This is a genomic window from Streptomyces sp. NPDC036815, from assembly GCF_055609205.1.
On record NZ_JBVJPW010000030.1, the window covers coordinates 1 to 16,859 of the forward strand.

Annotated in this window: 16 protein-coding genes and 1 pseudogene; 7 read left to right on the forward strand and 10 right to left on the reverse strand. The window is 72.2% G+C overall.

The window, feature by feature from the left end:
* Positions 1–1,093 (reverse strand): SGNH/GDSL hydrolase family protein (locus ACZ69I_RS36220; RefSeq protein ID WP_470836751.1); only part of this gene is annotated, 1,093 nt, incomplete at its 3' end.
* A gap of 164 nt (positions 1,094–1,257) precedes the next feature.
* Here ACZ69I_RS36220 and ACZ69I_RS36225 point away from each other — a divergent pair.
* Entirely contained in the window at positions 1,258–2,649 is a 1,392-nt protein-coding gene (locus tag ACZ69I_RS36225; RefSeq protein WP_467672180.1) for a cystathionine beta-synthase, read from the forward strand.
* A gap of 596 nt (positions 2,650–3,245) precedes the next feature.
* Here ACZ69I_RS36225 and ACZ69I_RS36230 read toward each other — a convergent pair.
* Entirely contained in the window at positions 3,246–4,088 is an 843-nt protein-coding gene (locus tag ACZ69I_RS36230; protein WP_470836752.1) for a helix-turn-helix transcriptional regulator, read from the reverse strand.
* A gap of 151 nt (positions 4,089–4,239) precedes the next feature.
* Here ACZ69I_RS36230 and ACZ69I_RS36235 point away from each other — a divergent pair, with 151 nt between their 5' ends.
* The gene (locus tag ACZ69I_RS36235; protein ID WP_470836753.1) at positions 4,240–5,001 is read left to right on the forward strand and encodes an SDR family oxidoreductase; all 762 of its coding nucleotides are present in this window, start codon (positions 4,240–4,242) and stop codon (positions 4,999–5,001) included.
* 22 nt (positions 5,002–5,023) lie between these two features.
* On the opposite strand, the gene ACZ69I_RS36240 is transcribed toward ACZ69I_RS36235, so the two are convergent.
* The 6 genes and pseudogenes from ACZ69I_RS36240 to ACZ69I_RS36265 form a co-directional block, all read right to left on the reverse strand.
* Positions 5,024–5,446: a hypothetical protein gene (locus ACZ69I_RS36240; protein ID WP_467672174.1), complete on the reverse strand. Its 423-nt coding sequence runs from the start codon at positions 5,444–5,446 to the stop codon at positions 5,024–5,026.
* 11 nt (positions 5,447–5,457) lie between these two features.
* The gene (locus ACZ69I_RS36245; protein ID WP_467672172.1) at positions 5,458–6,885 is read right to left on the reverse strand and encodes a purine-cytosine permease family protein; all 1,428 of its coding nucleotides are present in this window, start codon (positions 6,883–6,885) and stop codon (positions 5,458–5,460) included.
* 83 nt (positions 6,886–6,968) lie between these two features.
* Positions 6,969–7,904 carry an ABC transporter substrate-binding protein gene (locus ACZ69I_RS36250; protein ID WP_470836812.1) on the reverse strand — a complete coding sequence of 312 codons (936 nt, stop codon included), beginning with the start codon at positions 7,902–7,904 and terminating at the stop codon, positions 6,969–6,971.
* Positions 7,905–7,924: 20 nt separating this feature from the next.
* The gene (locus ACZ69I_RS36255) at positions 7,925–8,596 is read right to left on the reverse strand and encodes an ABC transporter permease (RefSeq protein WP_470836755.1); all 672 of its coding nucleotides are present in this window, start codon (positions 8,594–8,596) and stop codon (positions 7,925–7,927) included.
* Position 8,597: 1 nt separating this feature from the next.
* Entirely contained in the window at positions 8,598–9,245 is a 648-nt protein-coding gene (locus ACZ69I_RS36260; protein WP_470836756.1) for an ABC transporter permease, read from the reverse strand.
* Positions 9,246–9,490: 245 nt separating this feature from the next.
* Positions 9,491–10,528 (reverse strand): annotated as a pseudogene (locus ACZ69I_RS36265) (ABC transporter ATP-binding protein); the annotation flags it as partial.
* A gap of 131 nt (positions 10,529–10,659) precedes the next feature.
* On the opposite strand from ACZ69I_RS36265, the gene ACZ69I_RS36270 reads away from it, so the two are divergent.
* The 5 genes from ACZ69I_RS36270 to ACZ69I_RS36290 all read left to right on the forward strand — a co-directional run bounded on the left by ACZ69I_RS36270 (position 10,660) and on the right by ACZ69I_RS36290 (position 13,803).
* Positions 10,660–12,219 carry an aromatic amino acid ammonia-lyase gene (locus ACZ69I_RS36270; protein ID WP_470836757.1) on the forward strand — a complete coding sequence of 520 codons (1,560 nt, stop codon included), beginning with the start codon at positions 10,660–10,662 and terminating at the stop codon, positions 12,217–12,219.
* Positions 12,216–13,049 carry a MurR/RpiR family transcriptional regulator gene (locus tag ACZ69I_RS36275; protein ID WP_467672164.1) on the forward strand — a complete coding sequence of 278 codons (834 nt, stop codon included), beginning with the start codon at positions 12,216–12,218 and terminating at the stop codon, positions 13,047–13,049. Before ACZ69I_RS36270 ends, ACZ69I_RS36275 begins: the two co-directional genes overlap by 4 nt.
* Positions 13,050–13,148: 99 nt before the next feature.
* Complete coding sequence (locus ACZ69I_RS36280) at positions 13,149–13,391, forward strand: hypothetical protein (protein ID WP_470836758.1); 243 nt, start codon at positions 13,149–13,151, stop codon at positions 13,389–13,391.
* A complete protein-coding gene (locus tag ACZ69I_RS36285) occupies positions 13,388–13,606 on the forward strand; it encodes a PIN domain-containing protein (protein ID WP_470836760.1) in 219 nt (72 codons plus the stop codon). Before ACZ69I_RS36280 ends, ACZ69I_RS36285 begins: the two co-directional genes overlap by 4 nt.
* Positions 13,582–13,803: a hypothetical protein gene (locus tag ACZ69I_RS36290; RefSeq protein ID WP_470836761.1), complete on the forward strand. Its 222-nt coding sequence runs from the start codon at positions 13,582–13,584 to the stop codon at positions 13,801–13,803. The genes ACZ69I_RS36285 and ACZ69I_RS36290 overlap by 25 nt, the downstream gene beginning before the upstream one ends.
* A gap of 45 nt (positions 13,804–13,848) precedes the next feature.
* Here the strand turns inward: ACZ69I_RS36290 and ACZ69I_RS36295 are convergent, their stop codons facing one another.
* Positions 13,849–15,213 carry an APC family permease gene (locus ACZ69I_RS36295; RefSeq protein ID WP_470836762.1) on the reverse strand — a complete coding sequence of 455 codons (1,365 nt, stop codon included), beginning with the start codon at positions 15,211–15,213 and terminating at the stop codon, positions 13,849–13,851.
* A gap of 131 nt (positions 15,214–15,344) precedes the next feature.
* Positions 15,345–16,736: a type III PLP-dependent enzyme domain-containing protein gene (locus tag ACZ69I_RS36300; RefSeq protein WP_470836763.1), complete on the reverse strand. Its 1,392-nt coding sequence runs from the start codon at positions 16,734–16,736 to the stop codon at positions 15,345–15,347.
* Positions 16,737–16,859: the final 123 nt, after the last annotated feature.

Below are 16,859 nucleotides of genomic sequence, written 5' to 3' on the forward strand. Positions count from 1 at the left end.
AGGAGCGAGGCGAGGAGGGCGGGGGCGGCGGAGGAGGGGCGCGGGGTGTCGGCCCGGTTCCGGACGGGGGGAGCGGAGGGAGCTGAGGGAGGGGGGACGGGTCCGGGGCGTGGATGCGGCGGCGGCGCCGGCGCTTGAGGAGGGCCCACGGCCCCCGAGGCCCCGTAGGCATCGCCGCAGTGACCTCCGTACCGCCCTCCGAAGCCGCTTGAGCCGCCGCCCGAGCCACCGGCAGGAACCCCTCGCGCCGCGAGACGTCGGGCCGCTCCTCCTCCGGCCACAGCCCCAGCGCAGCGCACAACGTGGGCAGAACCGCCATCGCCGCCGTCGCATACCCCTCGGCAGAGGGGTGGTACCGGTCGGGACCGAACAGCTCCCGCGGATTCGCCGCGAACTCGGGACCGAGCAGGTCGCCGAGGGACACCGTCCGTCCGCCCTGCTCCACCGCACCGATCGTCTGCGCCGCGGCCAGCTGCCGCGAGACGCGGCGGGCCATCCACCGCAGCGGCTGGTAGACGTTCTCGACCGTGCCCAGGTCGGGGCAGGTGCCGACGACCACCTCCGCCCCGGCCGTACGGAGCCTGCGGACCGCCGCGGAGAGGTGGCGTACGGAGCGGGTGGGCGGCATCCGGTGCGTCACGTCGTTCGCGCCGATCATGATGACGCAGACGTCCGGCACCCAGGACGGGTCCGAGAGGATCAGCGTCACCTGCCGGTCCAGGTCGTCCGACTGGGCGCCGGGCAGCGCCACGTTCCGCAGGTCGACGGGTTGCTCGGCCACCGCGGCGAGACCGGAGGCGAGCAGCGCGGCCGGGGTCTGCCGGGCCCGGTGCACGCCCTGGCCCGCGGCCGTGGAGTCGCCGAGCATCGCGAACCGCACCGCCGAGCAGCCGATGGCGCGGTCGGCGAAGGCCCCGCCGTAGCGGCCGTCGGCGCGCGGTGGATCCGCGTGGCCGCCGTTGCCCACGTTCCGTTTAGCCAGCTGCACCTCGGCGAGCACCACGCCCACCGTGGCGGCCCCGAGCAGCCCGATGCCTCCTCCGCCGTACGCCGCGCCCGCGGCGATCCGCCGTGCCACCCTCGCCCTCGACATGCCCTGCAGCCACCTCCTCGTGCCGTACCGCTGCATACGGCCGTACATCCACTCATTGCCCCGTAAGCACGGTCGGCCAATCGCAAGCAGAGGTGAACGGATGAGTCGGCCCCTTAGGCTGACCGCACCAATTCGTCGCACTACATCGCAGCCCGGAGACAACGGTGCAATTCCACGACTCGATGATCAGCCTCGTCGGCAACACCCCGCTGGTGAGGCTCAACAACGTGACCGCGGGCATCCAGGCGACCGTCCTGGCCAAGGTCGAGTACTTCAACCCCGGCGGTTCCGTGAAGGACCGCATCGCGCTGCGCATGATCGAGGCGGCGGAGCAGAGCGGGGAGCTGAAGCCCGGCGGCACCATCGTCGAGCCCACCTCCGGCAACACCGGGGTCGGCCTCGCCATCGTGGCCCAGCAGAAGGGCTACAAGTGCATCTTCGTCTGCCCCGACAAGGTGTCCCTCGACAAGATCAATGTGCTGCGCGCGTACGGCGCCGACGTGGTGGTCTGCCCGACCGCCGTCGACCCCGAGCACCCGGATTCGTACTACAACGTCTCCGACCGGCTTGTCCGCGAGACGCCCGGCGCCTGGAAGCCCGACCAGTACAGCAACCCCAACAACCCGCTCTCCCACTACCACTCCACGGGCCCCGAGCTCTGGGAGCAGACGGCCGGGAAGATCACCCATTTCGTGGCGGGCATCGGGACCGGCGGCACGATCTCCGGTACGGGCGGATACCTGAAGGAGGTCTCGCAGGGGAAGGTCACCGTCGTCGGTGCCGACCCCGAGGGATCCGTGTACTCCGGCGGGTCCGGGCGGCCCTACCTGGTCGAGGGCGTCGGTGAGGACTTCTGGCCGACCGCGTACGACAGGAACGTGACGGACGAGATCATCGCGGTGTCCGACAAGGACTCCTTCCAGATGACCCGGCGCCTGGCCAAGGAGGAGGGGCTGCTCGTCGGCGGGTCCTGCGGCATGGCCGTCGTGGCGGCGCTGCGGGTCGCCGAGCGGCTCGGCCCCGACGACGTCGTGGTGGTGCTCCTTCCCGACTCCGGGCGCGGCTACATGAGCAAGATCTTCAGCGACGAGTGGATGAACGACTACGGCTTCCTGGAGCAGGCGGGCGACGCGCCGCGCGTCGGCGACGTGCTGAGCCGCAAGGAGGGCGGCGAGCTGCCCTCGCTGGTGCACATGCACCCCGAGGAGACGGTCGGCGAGGCCATCGACGTGCTCCGTGAGTACGGGGTCTCGCAGATGCCGATCGTGAAGCCGGGCGCGGGGCACCCGGACGTGATGGCCGCGGAGGTCATCGGCTCGGTCGTCGAACGCGAGCTCCTCGACGCGCTGTTCACGCAGCGGGCCTCGCTCTCCGATCCGCTGGAGAAGCACATGTCGGACCCGCTGCCGCAGGTCGGCTCCGGGGAGCCGGTGGCGGACCTGATGTCGGTGCTCGGCGGGGCCGACGCCGCGATCGTCCTGGTCGAGGGCAAGCCGACCGGCGTCGTGAGCCGGCAGGACCTGCTGGCGTTCCTGGCGGCTCAGCCGGGGCAGTGAGGCGGGGCCCGGCCGGGTCTTCGCGGAAGTGGTACGCGGGCGTCATGTTCGCGCAGCACGCGCTTAACACGGGCAGGGCACAGTGTTCTGTGTCGGCGTCAGGAACTTCGGAGCGGCTCCCGGAAATCCACGGACGCCTGGACGTGGCCTGGCCCTGACCGAGCGCACGTCCGCCGCGGAGGCCGTCGTCGTCCCGGCCCCTGGGGGTTTCCCCCGGGGGCGCGGCGGTCTCCGCGGCGACCGGCCGAACGGATTCCCTGCGGGCCGGTGGGGGTTTCTCGCGCAGTTCCCCGCGCCCCTTAAGGGTTCCTCCTCGTCGTTTCCCAGTGCGGGCCCGTCGTGGCTGGTCGCGCAGTTCCCCGCGCCCCTGAAAAGACCGCGCAGTTCCCCGCGCCCCTGAGGGCTCCCTCGCCGTTTTCCCGTGCGGCTCCGTCGTGGCTGGTCGCGCAGTTCCCCGCGCCCCTGAAAAGACCGCGCAGTTCCCCGCGCCCCTTGGGCGGGGCCTTCGGGTGGGCGGCGAGGAGGGTTACCCAGGGGCGCGGGGAACTGCGCGACCAGCCCCCACCGGGCCGCAGCCGGGGCGGAACCCAGCCCGCTCAGGGCCCCGCGACCCGAGCCGCCGTCCAACTGCCGAGCAGCGCCAGCCTCTCCGCACTCTCCGATCCCGGCTCCGGCGTATAGACGACCAGAAGCTGCTCGGGATCGCCGGGCAGGGCCAGCGTCTCGTAGGGGAGGACCAGGTCGCCCGCGACGGGGTGGGTCATCCGCTTCACGCCGTGGGTCTTCTCCTTGACCTGGTGGTCCGCCCACAGCCGGCGGAAGTCCTCGCTCTTGACGGACAGCTCGCCGACCAGCGAGCAGAGCGCCGTGTCCGAGGGGTACCGCGCCGCGTCCAGGCGCAGATACGCGACGGTCTCCGCGGCCACCGCCTCCCACTCCGGATAGCACGCCCTGCCGGGGCCGTCGAGGAAGACCTGGCGGGGAATGTTGCGCTCGGCGGGAGTGAGGCGGGAGAAGCCGTTGAGGGCGTCGCCGAGCGCGTTCCAGGCCAGGACGTCCATGCGGCGGCCGAAGACGAACGCGGGCGCCCGGTCGATGGTGTCGAGCAGGAGCTGGAGCCCGGGCCGGACCCGCTGAGCGGCGACGGCGGCGCCCCGGCGGGGCCGGGACCGCGGACGGGCCACCGTACGCAGGTAGGCGTGCTCGGTCTCGTCAAGGCGCAGCACCCGCGCGATCGCGTCGAGCACGGCGTCGGACACCGAGGGCCCGCGGCCCTGTTCGAGGCGGATGTAGTAGTCCACGCTCACGCCCGCCAGCTGGGCGACCTCCTCGCGCCGCAGACCGGGCACGCGGCGGCGGCCGTGCGCGGTGAGGCCCACGTCCGCGGGCTGGATGCGGGCGCGCCGTGAGCGCAGGAAGTCTCCGAGGTCACCGTCCATGCGTTCGATCCTAGGGCGGCGGCCGGAGTTGAGCCTGGTACTGCCGGACCCAGGAAAAGCACAGCCCTGGGTAGCGGCCCGCCCGGTGCGCAGAGTGGTTCTCGCCGCCGGGGACCCCCGGACACGGCAAGGACCGCAAGGGAGTTCAGAGATGTCGTACGAGAAGCTGCAGGACCGTACCGCCCTCGTCACCGGCGCCGCCAGCGGCATCGGCGAGGCCACGGCCCGGCTGCTCGCCGCGCGGGGCGCGCGGGTCGTCCTCCTCGCCCGGCGCACGGAGCGCCTCGACGAGCTGGCCGCGAAGATCGAGGCGGACGGCGGCCGGGCGCTCGCCGTCACCGCCGACATCACCGACCAGGCCTCGGTGGACGCCGCCGCGGAGCGCGTGCACGCGGCGTACGGACGCGTGGACCTGGTGGTGAACTCGGCGGGCGTGATGCTCCCCAACCCGGTCACCGACGCCCGCACCGACGAGTGGCAGCGAATGCTGGACACGAACGTGGCGGGCGCGCTGCGGATCATCGGCGCCTTCACGCCGGACCTGGTCGGGGCGGCCGCCGCGGGCGACGCGGCGGACCTGGTCAACATCTCCTCGATCGGCGCGCACATCGCGTTCACCAACTACGCGGTGTACGGGGCGACGAAGGCGGCGCTGACCTACCTGTCGGAGTCGCTGCGCACCGAACTCGGCCCGCGCGACGTGCGCGTCACCAACATCGAGCCGGGCTTCACGGACACCGAGCTGCGCGGCCACGTCGACAACGACGAGCTCAGCGAGCAGCTGGAAGGCATGTTCGGCGCGGTCGGATCGCTGGCCCCGGACGACGTCGCCGACCTCATCGCGTACGCGACGAGCCGGCCGCGCCACGTCAACCTGCGCCAGCTGATCGTGCTGCCCACGCGCCAGGCGTGAGCCCCCGGCCCGCGGAACGGGCTCAGGCGTCGTCCCACTCCGAGGTGCGCTCGCGGCGCCTGCGCCCGAACTGCGCGCCGCGCACCGAGTGCACCGCGTTCACGCCGAAGATGCCGGCCCAGGACACGAAGAGCCCGGTCAGGCCGGCGTTGACCACGGCGATCGCGGAGAGCGGGATGGCGAGGACCAGCGAGACCACGCCGAATCCGAAGCGCTCGCCCCACGAGTCGACGCCGCTGCCGGGGGAGCGGGCCCCGCGGGCGACGATCATCTGCTGCTCGGCCAGATGGCGCCGCATGCGGCGGTCGACCGTGCCGTCCAGGCGCTGCTCGATCTTCCCCAGGAACGAGTCGACCAAGGCGGAGTCGTACTCTTCGCCGAGCTCTCTGCGGGCGTGCAGAGTGGCGTCGAGTTCCTTCTTGAGTTCGGCGTCTCGGGCTTCCATACCTGGTTACGTTACGGCGCACAGGCCTCGCTCGCGGTGGGGCTAACCCCCCTTTCCGTGCGGGGCCCCTCCCCAGGGACGGGCGGGTTCCGCCTGGCCAGCGCCCAGTACAGCACCGCGGGCACCACGAGCCCCACGATCCACGAGATGTCGGCGCCGCCCAGCGGCTCGACCAGTGGGCCCGTGTAGAAGTGCGTGACGAGGAAGGGCAGCTGGGCGAGGAGCCCGACGCCGTACACCGTGAGTGCGTCCCAGCGCCAGGCGCCGTAACGGCCGTGCGGGTCGAAGAGGGCGGGGATGTCGTACCGCTCGCGCGAGATCAGGTAGTAGTCGACCAGGTTGATGGCCGACCACGGCGTGAAGAAGGTCAGCAGGAACAGCAGGAAGTCCTTGAAGGACGCCAGGAAGCTGTCCTTGCCGAGCAGGGCGACCGCCGTGCCCGCCACCATGATCACCGCGATGTACGCGGCCCGCCCGCGGGGCCCGAGGACGCGGCTGCCGCGGAATCCGCTGATGCTGGTGACCATCGACATGAAACCGCCGTACGTGTTGAGCACGTTGATGGTCAGCTTGCCGAGCGCGATCACGAAGTACAGGAGGGAGGCGACCAGGCCGGTGCCGCCGAGGCCGACGACGTAGCCGACCTGGTCGTCGAGGAAGGCGCCCCCGGCGCTCGCCGCCACCAGGACCCCGAACGTCATCGACCACTGCGAGCCGAGCGCCGAGCCCGACAGCGTCCACCAGAAGGTGGCCTTCGCCGAGGTCGTGCGCGGCAGGTAGCGCGAGTAGTCCGCCACGTAGGGGCCGAAGGCCAGCTGCCAGGAGGCGGAGAGGGAGACGGCGAGCAGGAACATCGGCAGGTCGAAGTGGGCGTCGGAGAGGAGTGAGGACAGGTCCACGCGGTCCAGGAGCCGGATGCCGAGGTAGACGAAGGCGAGCGCGCAGATCACGCTCGCCACCCGGCCGAGCGCGTGGATGACGCGGTAGCCGACCGCCGCCATGACCGCCGTGACCACGGCGAAGATCACGATGCCGGTGGTGTCGTTCGTGTGCGTCAGCTCGGCGGTGGCCTGTCCGGCGAGCACGCTGCCGCTCGCGAAGAACCCGACGTACATGAGGATGACGAGGAGCAGCGGGACGACCGCGCCCTTCACCCCGAACTGGGCCCGGGACTGGATCATCTGCGGCAGCCCCAGCTTCGGTCCCTGCGCCGAGTGCAGGGCCATCACCGCGCCGCCGAGCAGATTGCCGAGGACCAGGCCCGCCAGGGACCACACCACGTCGCCGCCGAACACGACGGCGAGTGCCCCCGTGACGACCGCGGTGATCTGCAGATTGGCGCCGAGCCAGAGCGTGAACTGGCTGAACGCGGTGCCGTGCCGTTCGTCGTCGGGGACGACGTCGATGGAGCGCCGCTCCACGAGATCCTCTGCTGCCATGATCCGCTGAACCCCCTGCTTCTACGGGCGAGTTGGTGCGTGTCTTCGGTGTGCGTTCTCTCGGTGCGCGATCCCTCGGGTGGCTACTTCTTGGCGATGCCGTGCTGCTCCGCCCAGTCCCGCGCGACGTCCTCCGGGTCCTTCTTGTCCTTGTCCACCAGGCGGTTGAGCTCGGTGAGCTGCTCGGTCGTCAGGAGGGCGCCCAGGCGGGCGAGGGCCTTGCGCACGGTCGAGTCGGCCTTGCGGTCGGCGACGAGCGGGACGATGTGCTGGCCGGGGACGAGGTTCTTGGGGTCGGTGAGGACGACCCAGTGCTCGGCGGCGATGTCGGTGTCGGTGGTGAAGAGGTTCGCGACGTCGACGTCGCCCTTGCGCAGGGCGCCCTTGACCAGCGGCCCGGAGGAGTCGAGCGACTTGAACTCCTTGAACTCCACGCCGTACACGTCCTTCAGACCGACCGCGCCGACCGTGCGCTTCTTCACCTCGGGGGCGGCGCCGATGACGAGCCTGCCGTTGTGCTTCGCCAGGTCGGCGAGGGACTTGAGGCCGTACCTCTTCGCGGTCTCGCGGGTGACGACGAACGCGTCGGAGTCCTCGGCCCGCCCGTACGGGAGGATCTGCAGCCCGCGCGGCAGGCGCACGGCCAGGGCGTTCTGCATCTCGCCCTCCTCCGTGGCCTTCGCCCGGGGGTCGAGATAGTGCAGCAGCGCTCCCTGGTACTCGGGCAGCAGGTCGATGTCGCCGCCCTTGAGGGCGGGGATGAGGATCTCGCGGGTGCCGAGGTTGGGGCGGACGTTCGTCTTCACGCCCGCCGCTTCGAGCGCGGCGGCGTAGAGGTGGCCGAGGACCTGGTTCTCGGTGAAGTTGGCGGTGCCGATGGTGACGCCGCCCTTGCTGGATCCGCCGCCCGAGCCGCCGGAGCCGTCGCCGTTCAGCGAGGTGATGCCGCCGCCGCAGGCGGCGAGCGCGGGGACGGAGGCGGTGGCGAGGAGTCCGCCGAGGAGGTTCCTGCGGGACATGGGGGCCATCTGGTGTGCTCCTAGGCCGACTTGGCGGGGCGGTGGCGGAAGAGGGTGCGCTGCACGGCGGCGAGCGCGAGGTCGAGTACGACGGCGACGGCCGCCACGAGCACGGCACCGCCGAGCACCTGGACCAGGTCGCGCTGGGCGAGGCCGTCGAAGACGTACCGGCCGAGCCCGCCGAACGAGACGTACGCGGCGATGGTGGCCGTCGCGACGACCTGGATCAGCGCGAGCCGCAGCCCGGTCATGATCAGCGGCAGCGCGAGCGGCAACTCCACCTGGAACAGGACCTGGTGGGCCCGCATGCCCTGGCCGCGCGCGGCGTCCCGCACCTCGGGGTCGACGGCGGTCATGCCCGCGTACGTGTTGGTGACGATGGCCGGGACCGCGAGGGCGACGAGGGCGATGTAGACGGGCCACATGGAGAGCCCGCTGGCCAGGAAGACGAGGACGACGAGGCCGACCGTGGGCAGCGCGCGCCCGAAACTGGAGAGGTTGATCGCGACGAAGGCGCCGCGCCCGGTGTGCCCGATGAGCAGGCCGAGCGGCAGCGCGACGGCGGCCGCGACGAGGGTGGCGAGCAGCGAGTACTGCAGGTGCTCGGCGAGGCGGTGCGCGATGCCGTCCGGGCCCGTCCACTGCTCGCCGCTGACCAGCCAGGCGCCGAGGTCCTTGAAGAGTTCGAACATGTCAGGCACTCCTGCGGCGGCGGGTCCAGGGCGTCAGGACGTACTGGAGGGTGACGAGCAGGGCGTCCGCGACGAGCGCGAGGAGCAGCGTGAGGACGACGCCGACGATCACCGGGGTGGGGAAGTTGCGCTGGAAGCCGTCGGTGAAGAGCTGTCCGAGTCCGCCGTCGCCGATGTACGTGGCCACGGAGACCAGCGAGATCGACATGACCGTCGCGATCCGTACGCCCGCCATGATCACCGGCAGCGCGAGGGGCAGTTCGACGGTGAGCAGCGTGCGCAGCGGCCGGGTGCCCATGGCCTTCGCGGCTTCCTTGGTCTTCGCCGGGACGGAGTCGAGACCCTCGACGGTGTTCCGCAGGAGCACGACGAGGGTGTAGATCGTCAGGCCGATGACGGTGGTGGTGCGGGTGAGCCCGCTGACCGGCAGGAGCAGTACGAAGACGGCGATGGAGGGGATGGTGAACAGGACGTTGGAGAGCCCGAGGAGGAGCCCGCGCAGCGGCCGGACGCGGTGGGCGACGACGGCGAGCGGGAGGGATATCAGCAGGCCCAGGAGGACGGCGGAGAGGGCGGCGCGCAGGTGGGAGAGGGCGAGGGTGGTGAGGTCGTCGGTGTGGTCGGCTATCCACGACCAGTCGACGGTCATGCGGTGCGCTCGGCGGGGGCGGGGGCGGGGGCCGGGGTGCCGTCGTCCGGGTCGCCGGGGGCCTCCGTGGTCCGCGGTCCCGGCTGCGGCTTGCGGTCCCCTGGCGGGTGCGGGGCGTCCTGGGTTGCTCGCGCAGTTCCCCGCGCCCCTGAGTCGTCCGCCTCGCCCGGCACCGAGTCGGGAACTGCGCGACCAGCCCCCACCGGCCCGCGGGGACCTGTCTGCTCGGCCCCCACCGGCCCGCGGGCCGAACGGCCCCTCTCGTGGGCCGCGCCCGCCCCGTCGTGGATGTCCTCCCGGGACGAGACCCCGGTCAGGGCGCCCGCCGCGTCGACCCGGGCGACCAGACCGGCGGGGGAGGCGACGGACTGGTCGAGCGCCGCCAGCAGCGAGTCCGTGTCGCGCAGCGGGCGTACGGGGACGTCGGCGGCGGCACCGTCCTTGTGCCGCCACGACACCGGTGCCCCCGCCGGGTCCAGGCGGAGCGTCCAGGGTCCGCCCTCCGGTGCCGGTCCCTGCGGGACACCCGCCAGCGTCGTCAAGGACAACAGCTTCAGGCCCCGCTCCGCGCCCAGGAAGTCCGCGACGAAGTCGTCGGCGGGGCGGGCGAGGAGCTCCGCGGGCTCGGCGCACTGCACGAGGTGCCCGCCCGTGCGGAAGACGGCTATCCGGTCCCCGAGCCGCACCGCCTCGTCGATGTCGTGCGTGACGAAGACGATGGTCTTGTTCAACTCGCGCTGGAGCCGCAGGAGTTCGTCCTGGAGCTGGGTGCGGACCACCGGGTCGACCGCGCCGAACGGCTCGTCCATGAGGAGCACCGGCGGGTCGGCGGCGAGCGCGCGGGCCACGCCGACGCGCTGTTGCTGGCCGCCGGAGAGCTGGTGCGGGTAGCGCTTGCCCGCGTCCGGGGCGAGGCCGACCGTCTCCAGGAGCTCCGCGGCCCGTGCCCGCGCCTTCCTGCGGCCCCAGCCGAGCAGCAGCGGCACCGTGGCGACGTTGTCGAGGACCGTGCGGTGCGGGAAGAGACCGGCCTGCTGGATGACGTAGCCGATGGAGCGGCGCAGTTCCGCCGCGTCCTGTTCCAGGATGTCGCGGCCGCCGACCCGGATGGTCCCCGAGGTCGGATCGACCATGCGGTTGATCATGCGGAGGGTCGTCGTCTTGCCGCAACCGGAAGATCCGACGAGGACGGTCACGCCGCCTTCCGGCATGTCCAGGGTGAGGTCGTGGACCGCTGTCGTGCCGTTCGGGAAGCGCTTGTGGACCGTGTCGAACTGGATCAAGTGGAGTCCCTTGCCCGGCTGTATATCGTCATGCAGAGTTCTCGTTGTCTGAATAGGTTGTCAATGCTCCGGCGCAAATCGCTGGCACCAACTGGCCGGTAGGCAAGACAGGACGTCCGATTGGGGAAGGAATGCGAGTGAAGTCGTCTCGTATCGCGGACACGGCGACCGGAGACGGGGAAGCGGTCGTCATCCTCGACGGCCGGGGAATGATGGTCGCAGACGTCGTACGTCTGGCCGAATCCACCGCCCGGCCGGTGCCCGCGACCGACGGCATGAAGCGCGCCGAGGACTCCTGGAACGCCGCCCGCGAGATCGCCGCCCGGGGCCGCGTCTACGGCCGCTCCACCGGCGTCGGCGCCAACCGGAATGAAGACGTACCCACCGGGGCGGCCGCCGACCACGGCCTCCGGCTGCTCCGCTCGCACGCCGGGGCCATCGGCGCCGAACTGCCCGCACGGGAGGTGCGCGCGATGCTCGCCGTCCGCGCCAACCAGCTCCTCGCGGGCGGCGCGGGCCTGCGCCCGAGCGTCGTCACGGCGCTCTGCCGGGCCCTGGAGACCGGCGCCCACCCCACGGTCAACGAGTTCGGCTCCGTCGGCACCGGCGACATCGCCGCCCTCGCCCAGATGGGCCTCGCGCTCGCGGGTGAACACCCCTGGCAGGGCCCCGGCGAGCCGCCCGAGCCGCAGCCCCTCGACAACAACGACGCCCTCGCCCTGATCAGCAGCAACGCCCTCACTCTCGGCCAGTCCGCCCTCGCCCTGCACGAACTGCGCGGCCTCGTCGGCGCCACCCAGGTCGTCGCCGCGCTCTCCCTGATGGCGGTCGACGGCTCGTACGAGGCGTACGCCCTGCCCGTCCACGAGGCGCGCCGCCACCCCGGCTCGTACGCGGTCGCCGAGCTCATGCGGCGCCTCCTCGGCGCCCCCGACCGGCCCACCCCGCCGCTCGGCCGCATCCAGGACCCCTACGGCTTCCGCTGCGTACCGCAGGTCCACGGCCCCGCGCACGACGCGGCCGACGCCCTCGAAGGCGTTCTCGCCGTCGAGATCAACGCCGCCGCCGAGAACCCCCTGATCTGCCCCGAGGACCTCGCCGCCTACCACCACGGCGGTTTCTACCTCGCCCAACTCTCCCTGGCCCTCGACCACTTCAGGCTCGCCGTGACCCAGGCGGCGCGGCTCTCCACCTCCCGCCTCTCCACCCTGAACGAACCGGCCTTCACCCGCCTGCGCCCCTTCCTCGCGGACGGCGAACCGGCCTCGTCGGGCGTCATGATCCTCGAATACGCGGCCGGCGCCGCCCTCGGCGACCTGCGCGCCTTCTCCGCGCCCGCCTCCCTCGGCCACGCCGTGCTCTCCCGCGGCGTCGAGGAACAGGCCAGCTTCGCCTCGCTCGCCGCCCGCCAGACGCTGCGCGCCTGCGCGGCGTACCGCCTGGTGGTCGGGTGTGAACTGGTCGCCGCGACAAGGGCGTTGCGAGAACGCGACCTGCGCCTCGACCCCGGAACACCGATCGCGCGGGCCTTCGCGCTCGCCGACTCCGTGCTGCCCGCGGAGCTCGCCGACCGGCCGCTGACGGATGATGTGACGGCGGCGGCCGCACTGCTCGACCGGTTCACCCGGCTCTGGTCGGAACTCGGCGCCGGAACGACTGCGGGTACGGACATCCTGAGGGGGACGGCATGAGTGACAGCCCTGCCGCGCGACTGCAAGTGCTCTTCGAGGGCCACCGGCTCACACCCACCCAGCGGCGCATCGCGCACTGCATGGTGCGCAGGGCCGCCGACGCGCCCTTCCTCTCCAGCGTGGAGCTCGCCGAACTCGCCGGGGTGAGCCAGCCCTCGGTCACCCGCTTCGCGGTCGCCCTCGGCTTCGACGGCTACCCGGCGCTGCGCAGGCACCTGCGGGACGTGGCCCCGGCCCGCACGTCGGGCGCCGGCACCGCCAACGAGTACCAGCAGGCCGTCGAGGCGGAGATCGCGAACCTCCGGCACCTGGCGGAGGTCCTCGCGGACCCGGCCCCGGTGGAGCGCGCGGGCCGCCTCCTCGCCGCCTCCCGCCCCCTGCCCGTCCTCGGCCTGCGGGCCGCCGCGTCCCAGGCGTACGGCTTCTCCTACTTCGCCGCGAAGGTCCACCCCGACGTGCGCCTCCTCGACGAGGGCGGCACGATGCTCGCCGACCGCGTCGACGCGGCGGTCCGCGCCGGTGCCACGACGCTCCTCTGCTTCGCGCTGCCCCGCCACCCCCGCGAGGTCGTCGACGCGCTCGCCCACGCGCAGGCGGCGGGCCTGACGGTCGTCACCGTCGCCGACTCCGCGTTCGCCCCGGTCGCCGCCCACTCCGACCTGCTGCTCCCCGCGGCGGTCGGCACCGGCCTCGCCTTCGACACGGCCTGCGCCCCGATGCTGCTCGGCCGCGTCCTCCTGGAAGCCATGTGCGACGGCCTCCCGGACGCGCAGGCCCGCCTGGAGGAGTTCGACGTGGGGGCGGCGGCGCGGGGGTTGTTCGTGGAGTAGGCCCCCTGGCGGGAGCCGCAGGGGGGCCCGCAGTGGGACCGTATGGGTGAACGCCCTCGTTCCGTGCCGGGGGCCGCTGCCGCGACGTACGCTCGGACCATGACCGCAGCAGAGGACTACGACCACCTTCGGCACGTGCTCGACGCGCTGCCACCGGCGAAGCTCCGGCACCTCCGCGTCATCGTGGACGCCGACCCGGAGATCGCGCCGTACGTGGAGGACGCCGCGGCGGAGCCCCCGGCCGGGAGCCTCTCCTTCGCCGGGATCGGCGATTCGGGCCGGTCGGATCTCTCGGAGCGCCACCGTGAGCTGGTTCAAGACGGAATCGAGCTCGATCGGTGAAGGAAATCCTGGTCGACACGGGTGTGCTGATCGCGATCGCCGACCGGCGGGACGCCCATCACGCCGAGTGCCGCGCGTTCGCCGAAGGCTTCCAGGGGCGCCTCAAGGTCGTGCCGACGGTGGTCACCGAGACCGCGTGGATGCTGGAGCGGTATCTCTCCCCCGAGGCGAGGCGGGTTTCCTGGACTCGGTGGCCGCCGGCCAGCTGGACCTGATCGCCCTGGAGCAGGGGGACCTGGCCCGTACGGCGGACCTGATCCGCACATACGCCGACTTCCCCCTCGGCACCGTGGACGCCTCCGTCATCGCCGTAGCGGAGCGCCTCCGTCTCGCCGAGGTCGCGACCCTCGACCACCGCCACTTCTCCGCCGTGCGGCCCGAGCACGTGAAGGCCTTCACCCTCCTGCCCTGAGCGCGCCTGTCCCGAGCGCTCCTGCCCTGAGCGCTCCTGCCCCTCTCAGTCCTCGTCCCGGGCCCCCAGGACCACCTTGTTGACCACCCACAGCCCGATGCCGATCGCGATCAGTACGCCCGCCCGGACGTAGACCTCGGCCGGGCGGTCCGCCAGCGGGCTGGCGAGGATCAGGGCGGTGATCGCGCCGAGCACGGGCAGCGCCGTCGGCGTACGGAAGTGCCGGTGGGCGACCGGGTCGCGGCGCAGGACGAGGACCGCCACGTTGACCACCGCGAACACGCACAGGAGCAGGAACGCCGTGGTGTCGCCGAGGCCCTCGATCTCGCCGGTCGAGACCAGACCGACGGCGAGCAGGGAGACGAAGACGATGCCGACGATCGGCGTGCGGCGGCGGGGCAGGACGCGGCCCATCGCGCGCGGCAGGATGCGCTCGTTGGCCATGCCGTAGCAGAGCCGCGAGGCCATCATGATGTTGATCAGCGCCGAGTTGGTGACCGCGAACAGGGCGATCAGCGCGAAGAGTTTGTGCGGGAAGTCGACACCACCCGCCTTGACGACTTCGAGGAGCGGGCCGCTCGACCCCTCCAGGGTCTCGCTGTCGACCAGGAGGGACGAGACCAGCGCCACCAGGACGTAGATCGTGCCGGTCACCGCGACGCCGATGAAGATCGCGCGCGGGAAGGTGCGGACCGGGTCCTTGGTCTCCTCGGCCATGTTCACCGAGTCCTCGAAGCCGACGAAGGCGAAGAAGCCGAGGGCGGTCGCGCCCAACACCCCGGTCATCAGGGCGTATCCGCTGCCGCCCGTCTCGAACTCGGTGAGGCGTGCGGGCTCGCCGTCCCCGGTCAGGACGGCGTAGGCGCCGATCGCGAGGATGATCAGGAGGCCGGTCAGCTCGACGACCGTGAGGACCACGTTGGCCTTCACCGACTCCGCGACGCCCCGCATGTTCAGCGCCGCGAGCAGCACGATGAAGGTGATCGCGATCAGGGTGGGCGGCAGCGAGTCGCCGGTCAGCTCGCCGAGGTAGTCACCGCTGAAGGCGCGGGCCGCCGCGCTCGCGGACGAGAGCCCGGAGCACATCACCATGAAGGCGATGATGAAGGTGAGGAACGGCGTCTTGAACGCCTTCTGGGTGTAGAGGGCGGCACCGGCCGCCTTCGGGTACTTGCCGACCAGTTCGACGTACGAGGCGGCCGTCAGGATCGCCACGACGAACCCGATCGCGAACGGCACCCAGAGCGCGCCGCCGACCTTGCCCGCGACCTTGCCGGTGGTGGCGTAGATGCCGGTGCCGAGAATGTCGCCGATCACGAAGAGGATCAGCAGTTTGGGGCCGATGGCGCGGTGCAGGGCGCCGTCACCTTCGGGCGCCGGTGCGGTGCTGGGTGTGCCGGTTGCCGTCACTTGAGCCTCCCCCGAGACCGGGAACACGTCTGGGGAAAGGATCTGCCCGTGCTGCACGTCACTATGCGCGAGTCGAGCAAGCGCGTTCCCTTGAGGGGGTGCGGGGAACTGCGCGGTCCGTGGAGGCGACGTCAGAGCTGCCGCAAGGCGTCCCGCTCCGCACCCCCGCCCGCCTCTGCCACGATCTCGTCGAGCGTCTGCGGCTCCCGCGCCACCGCGAACCGCACCGCCTCGGCGTCCACGGAGAACCCGTGGACGCCGGGCCGGGCGAGGCTGTTGTACGAGTAGTGGTGCGCGAAGTAGTAGGCGCCGGTGTCCAATGCCGCGATGTAGTCGCCCTGTTCGAGCAGCGGCAGCGGACGGTTCTCGGCGAGCAGGTCACCGGCGAAGCAGGCGGGACCCGCGACGTCCTGCCCGACGGCGGGCCCGCTCTTGGGCTGTCCCTTGGCGTCGTACGCACGGATCCGCAGCGGCCACGACGCGGGCAGGTAGACGGTGCGGGTGGCCACCTGCACCCCCGCGTGCGTCACGGCGATGGGCCTGCCGCCCGCGTGCTTCGCGTACTCCACGCGGGCGAGGACCGTCCCGTGCTTGGCGAGCAGCGAGCGGCCGAACTCGGTGACCAGGCCGTACCGCCCGTCGAGCAGCCCCGGCACCCGTGCCTTGAGGCGGCGTGCGTACTGCGCGTGGGTCGGCGTCTCCTCGTCCGAGCCGAAGTTGACGGGCAGGCCGCCGCCGATGTCGATCGTGTCGACCTGCCGCCGCCCGGCGCGTTCGTTGATCTCCTCGGCCAGTTCGTACGTCGCCGCGACGCCCCGCACCATCATCTCCAGGGGCATGCCCTGCGACCCGGAGTGCGCGTGCAGGCGGGTCAGCCACGGCCGGTCCAGGAAGGCCCCGACCACCCACTCCCTGGCGTCCTCGTCGCGCAGCGGCACCCCGAACTTGGAGGTGGGGGTCGCCGTCGACAGGGCGTCGATCGCGCCGCCGCCGATCTGCGGGTTCACGCGGATGCCGAGCGGGGAGCCGGTCCGCGCCGACCGCGTCATCGTGTCGAGGCGGGCCAGCTCCTGCGGGTTGTCGGCGTTCACGGCGATGCCGAGCGCCAGGGCCTCGCGCAGTTCGGCCGGGGTCTTGGCGGGCGAGTCCAGGACGGTCTCCGTCGGCGGCACTCCGGCGGCCCGCGCCAGGGCCAGCTCGCCGGGGCTCGCCACCTCGGCGCCGACGCCCGCCGAGCGCAGCAGCCGCAGGACCGCGACGAGCGGCGCCGCCTTCACCGCGAAGGCGTGCAGGACGGGGGTGCCCGGCGGGGTGACGGCGTCGAAGGCGGCGTGCAGGGCCGCGGCACTCGCCCGGATCCCGGCGACGTCGAGCAGGCCCGCGACGGGCGCGGCGGGTCCGACGACGCCCTGCTCGACGGCGGCGCGGACGGCCCGCTCGCGGCGCGCTGCCGCCTCGGCGCCCGCGGTGGCGGGGGCGGTGCCCGCGTGGAGGTGCTGTGTCCGGTCGTCGTCGTGGCCCATTGATTCAGCCAATCATCCGTGGCGGGCCACTGCTGGCGTACTCGTGCATTCGTTCGCTATTGACTAGCCCTATTCAGAACCCCAGGATGTGAATAACAAGGTCACAGTAACGAGGTCACAGCC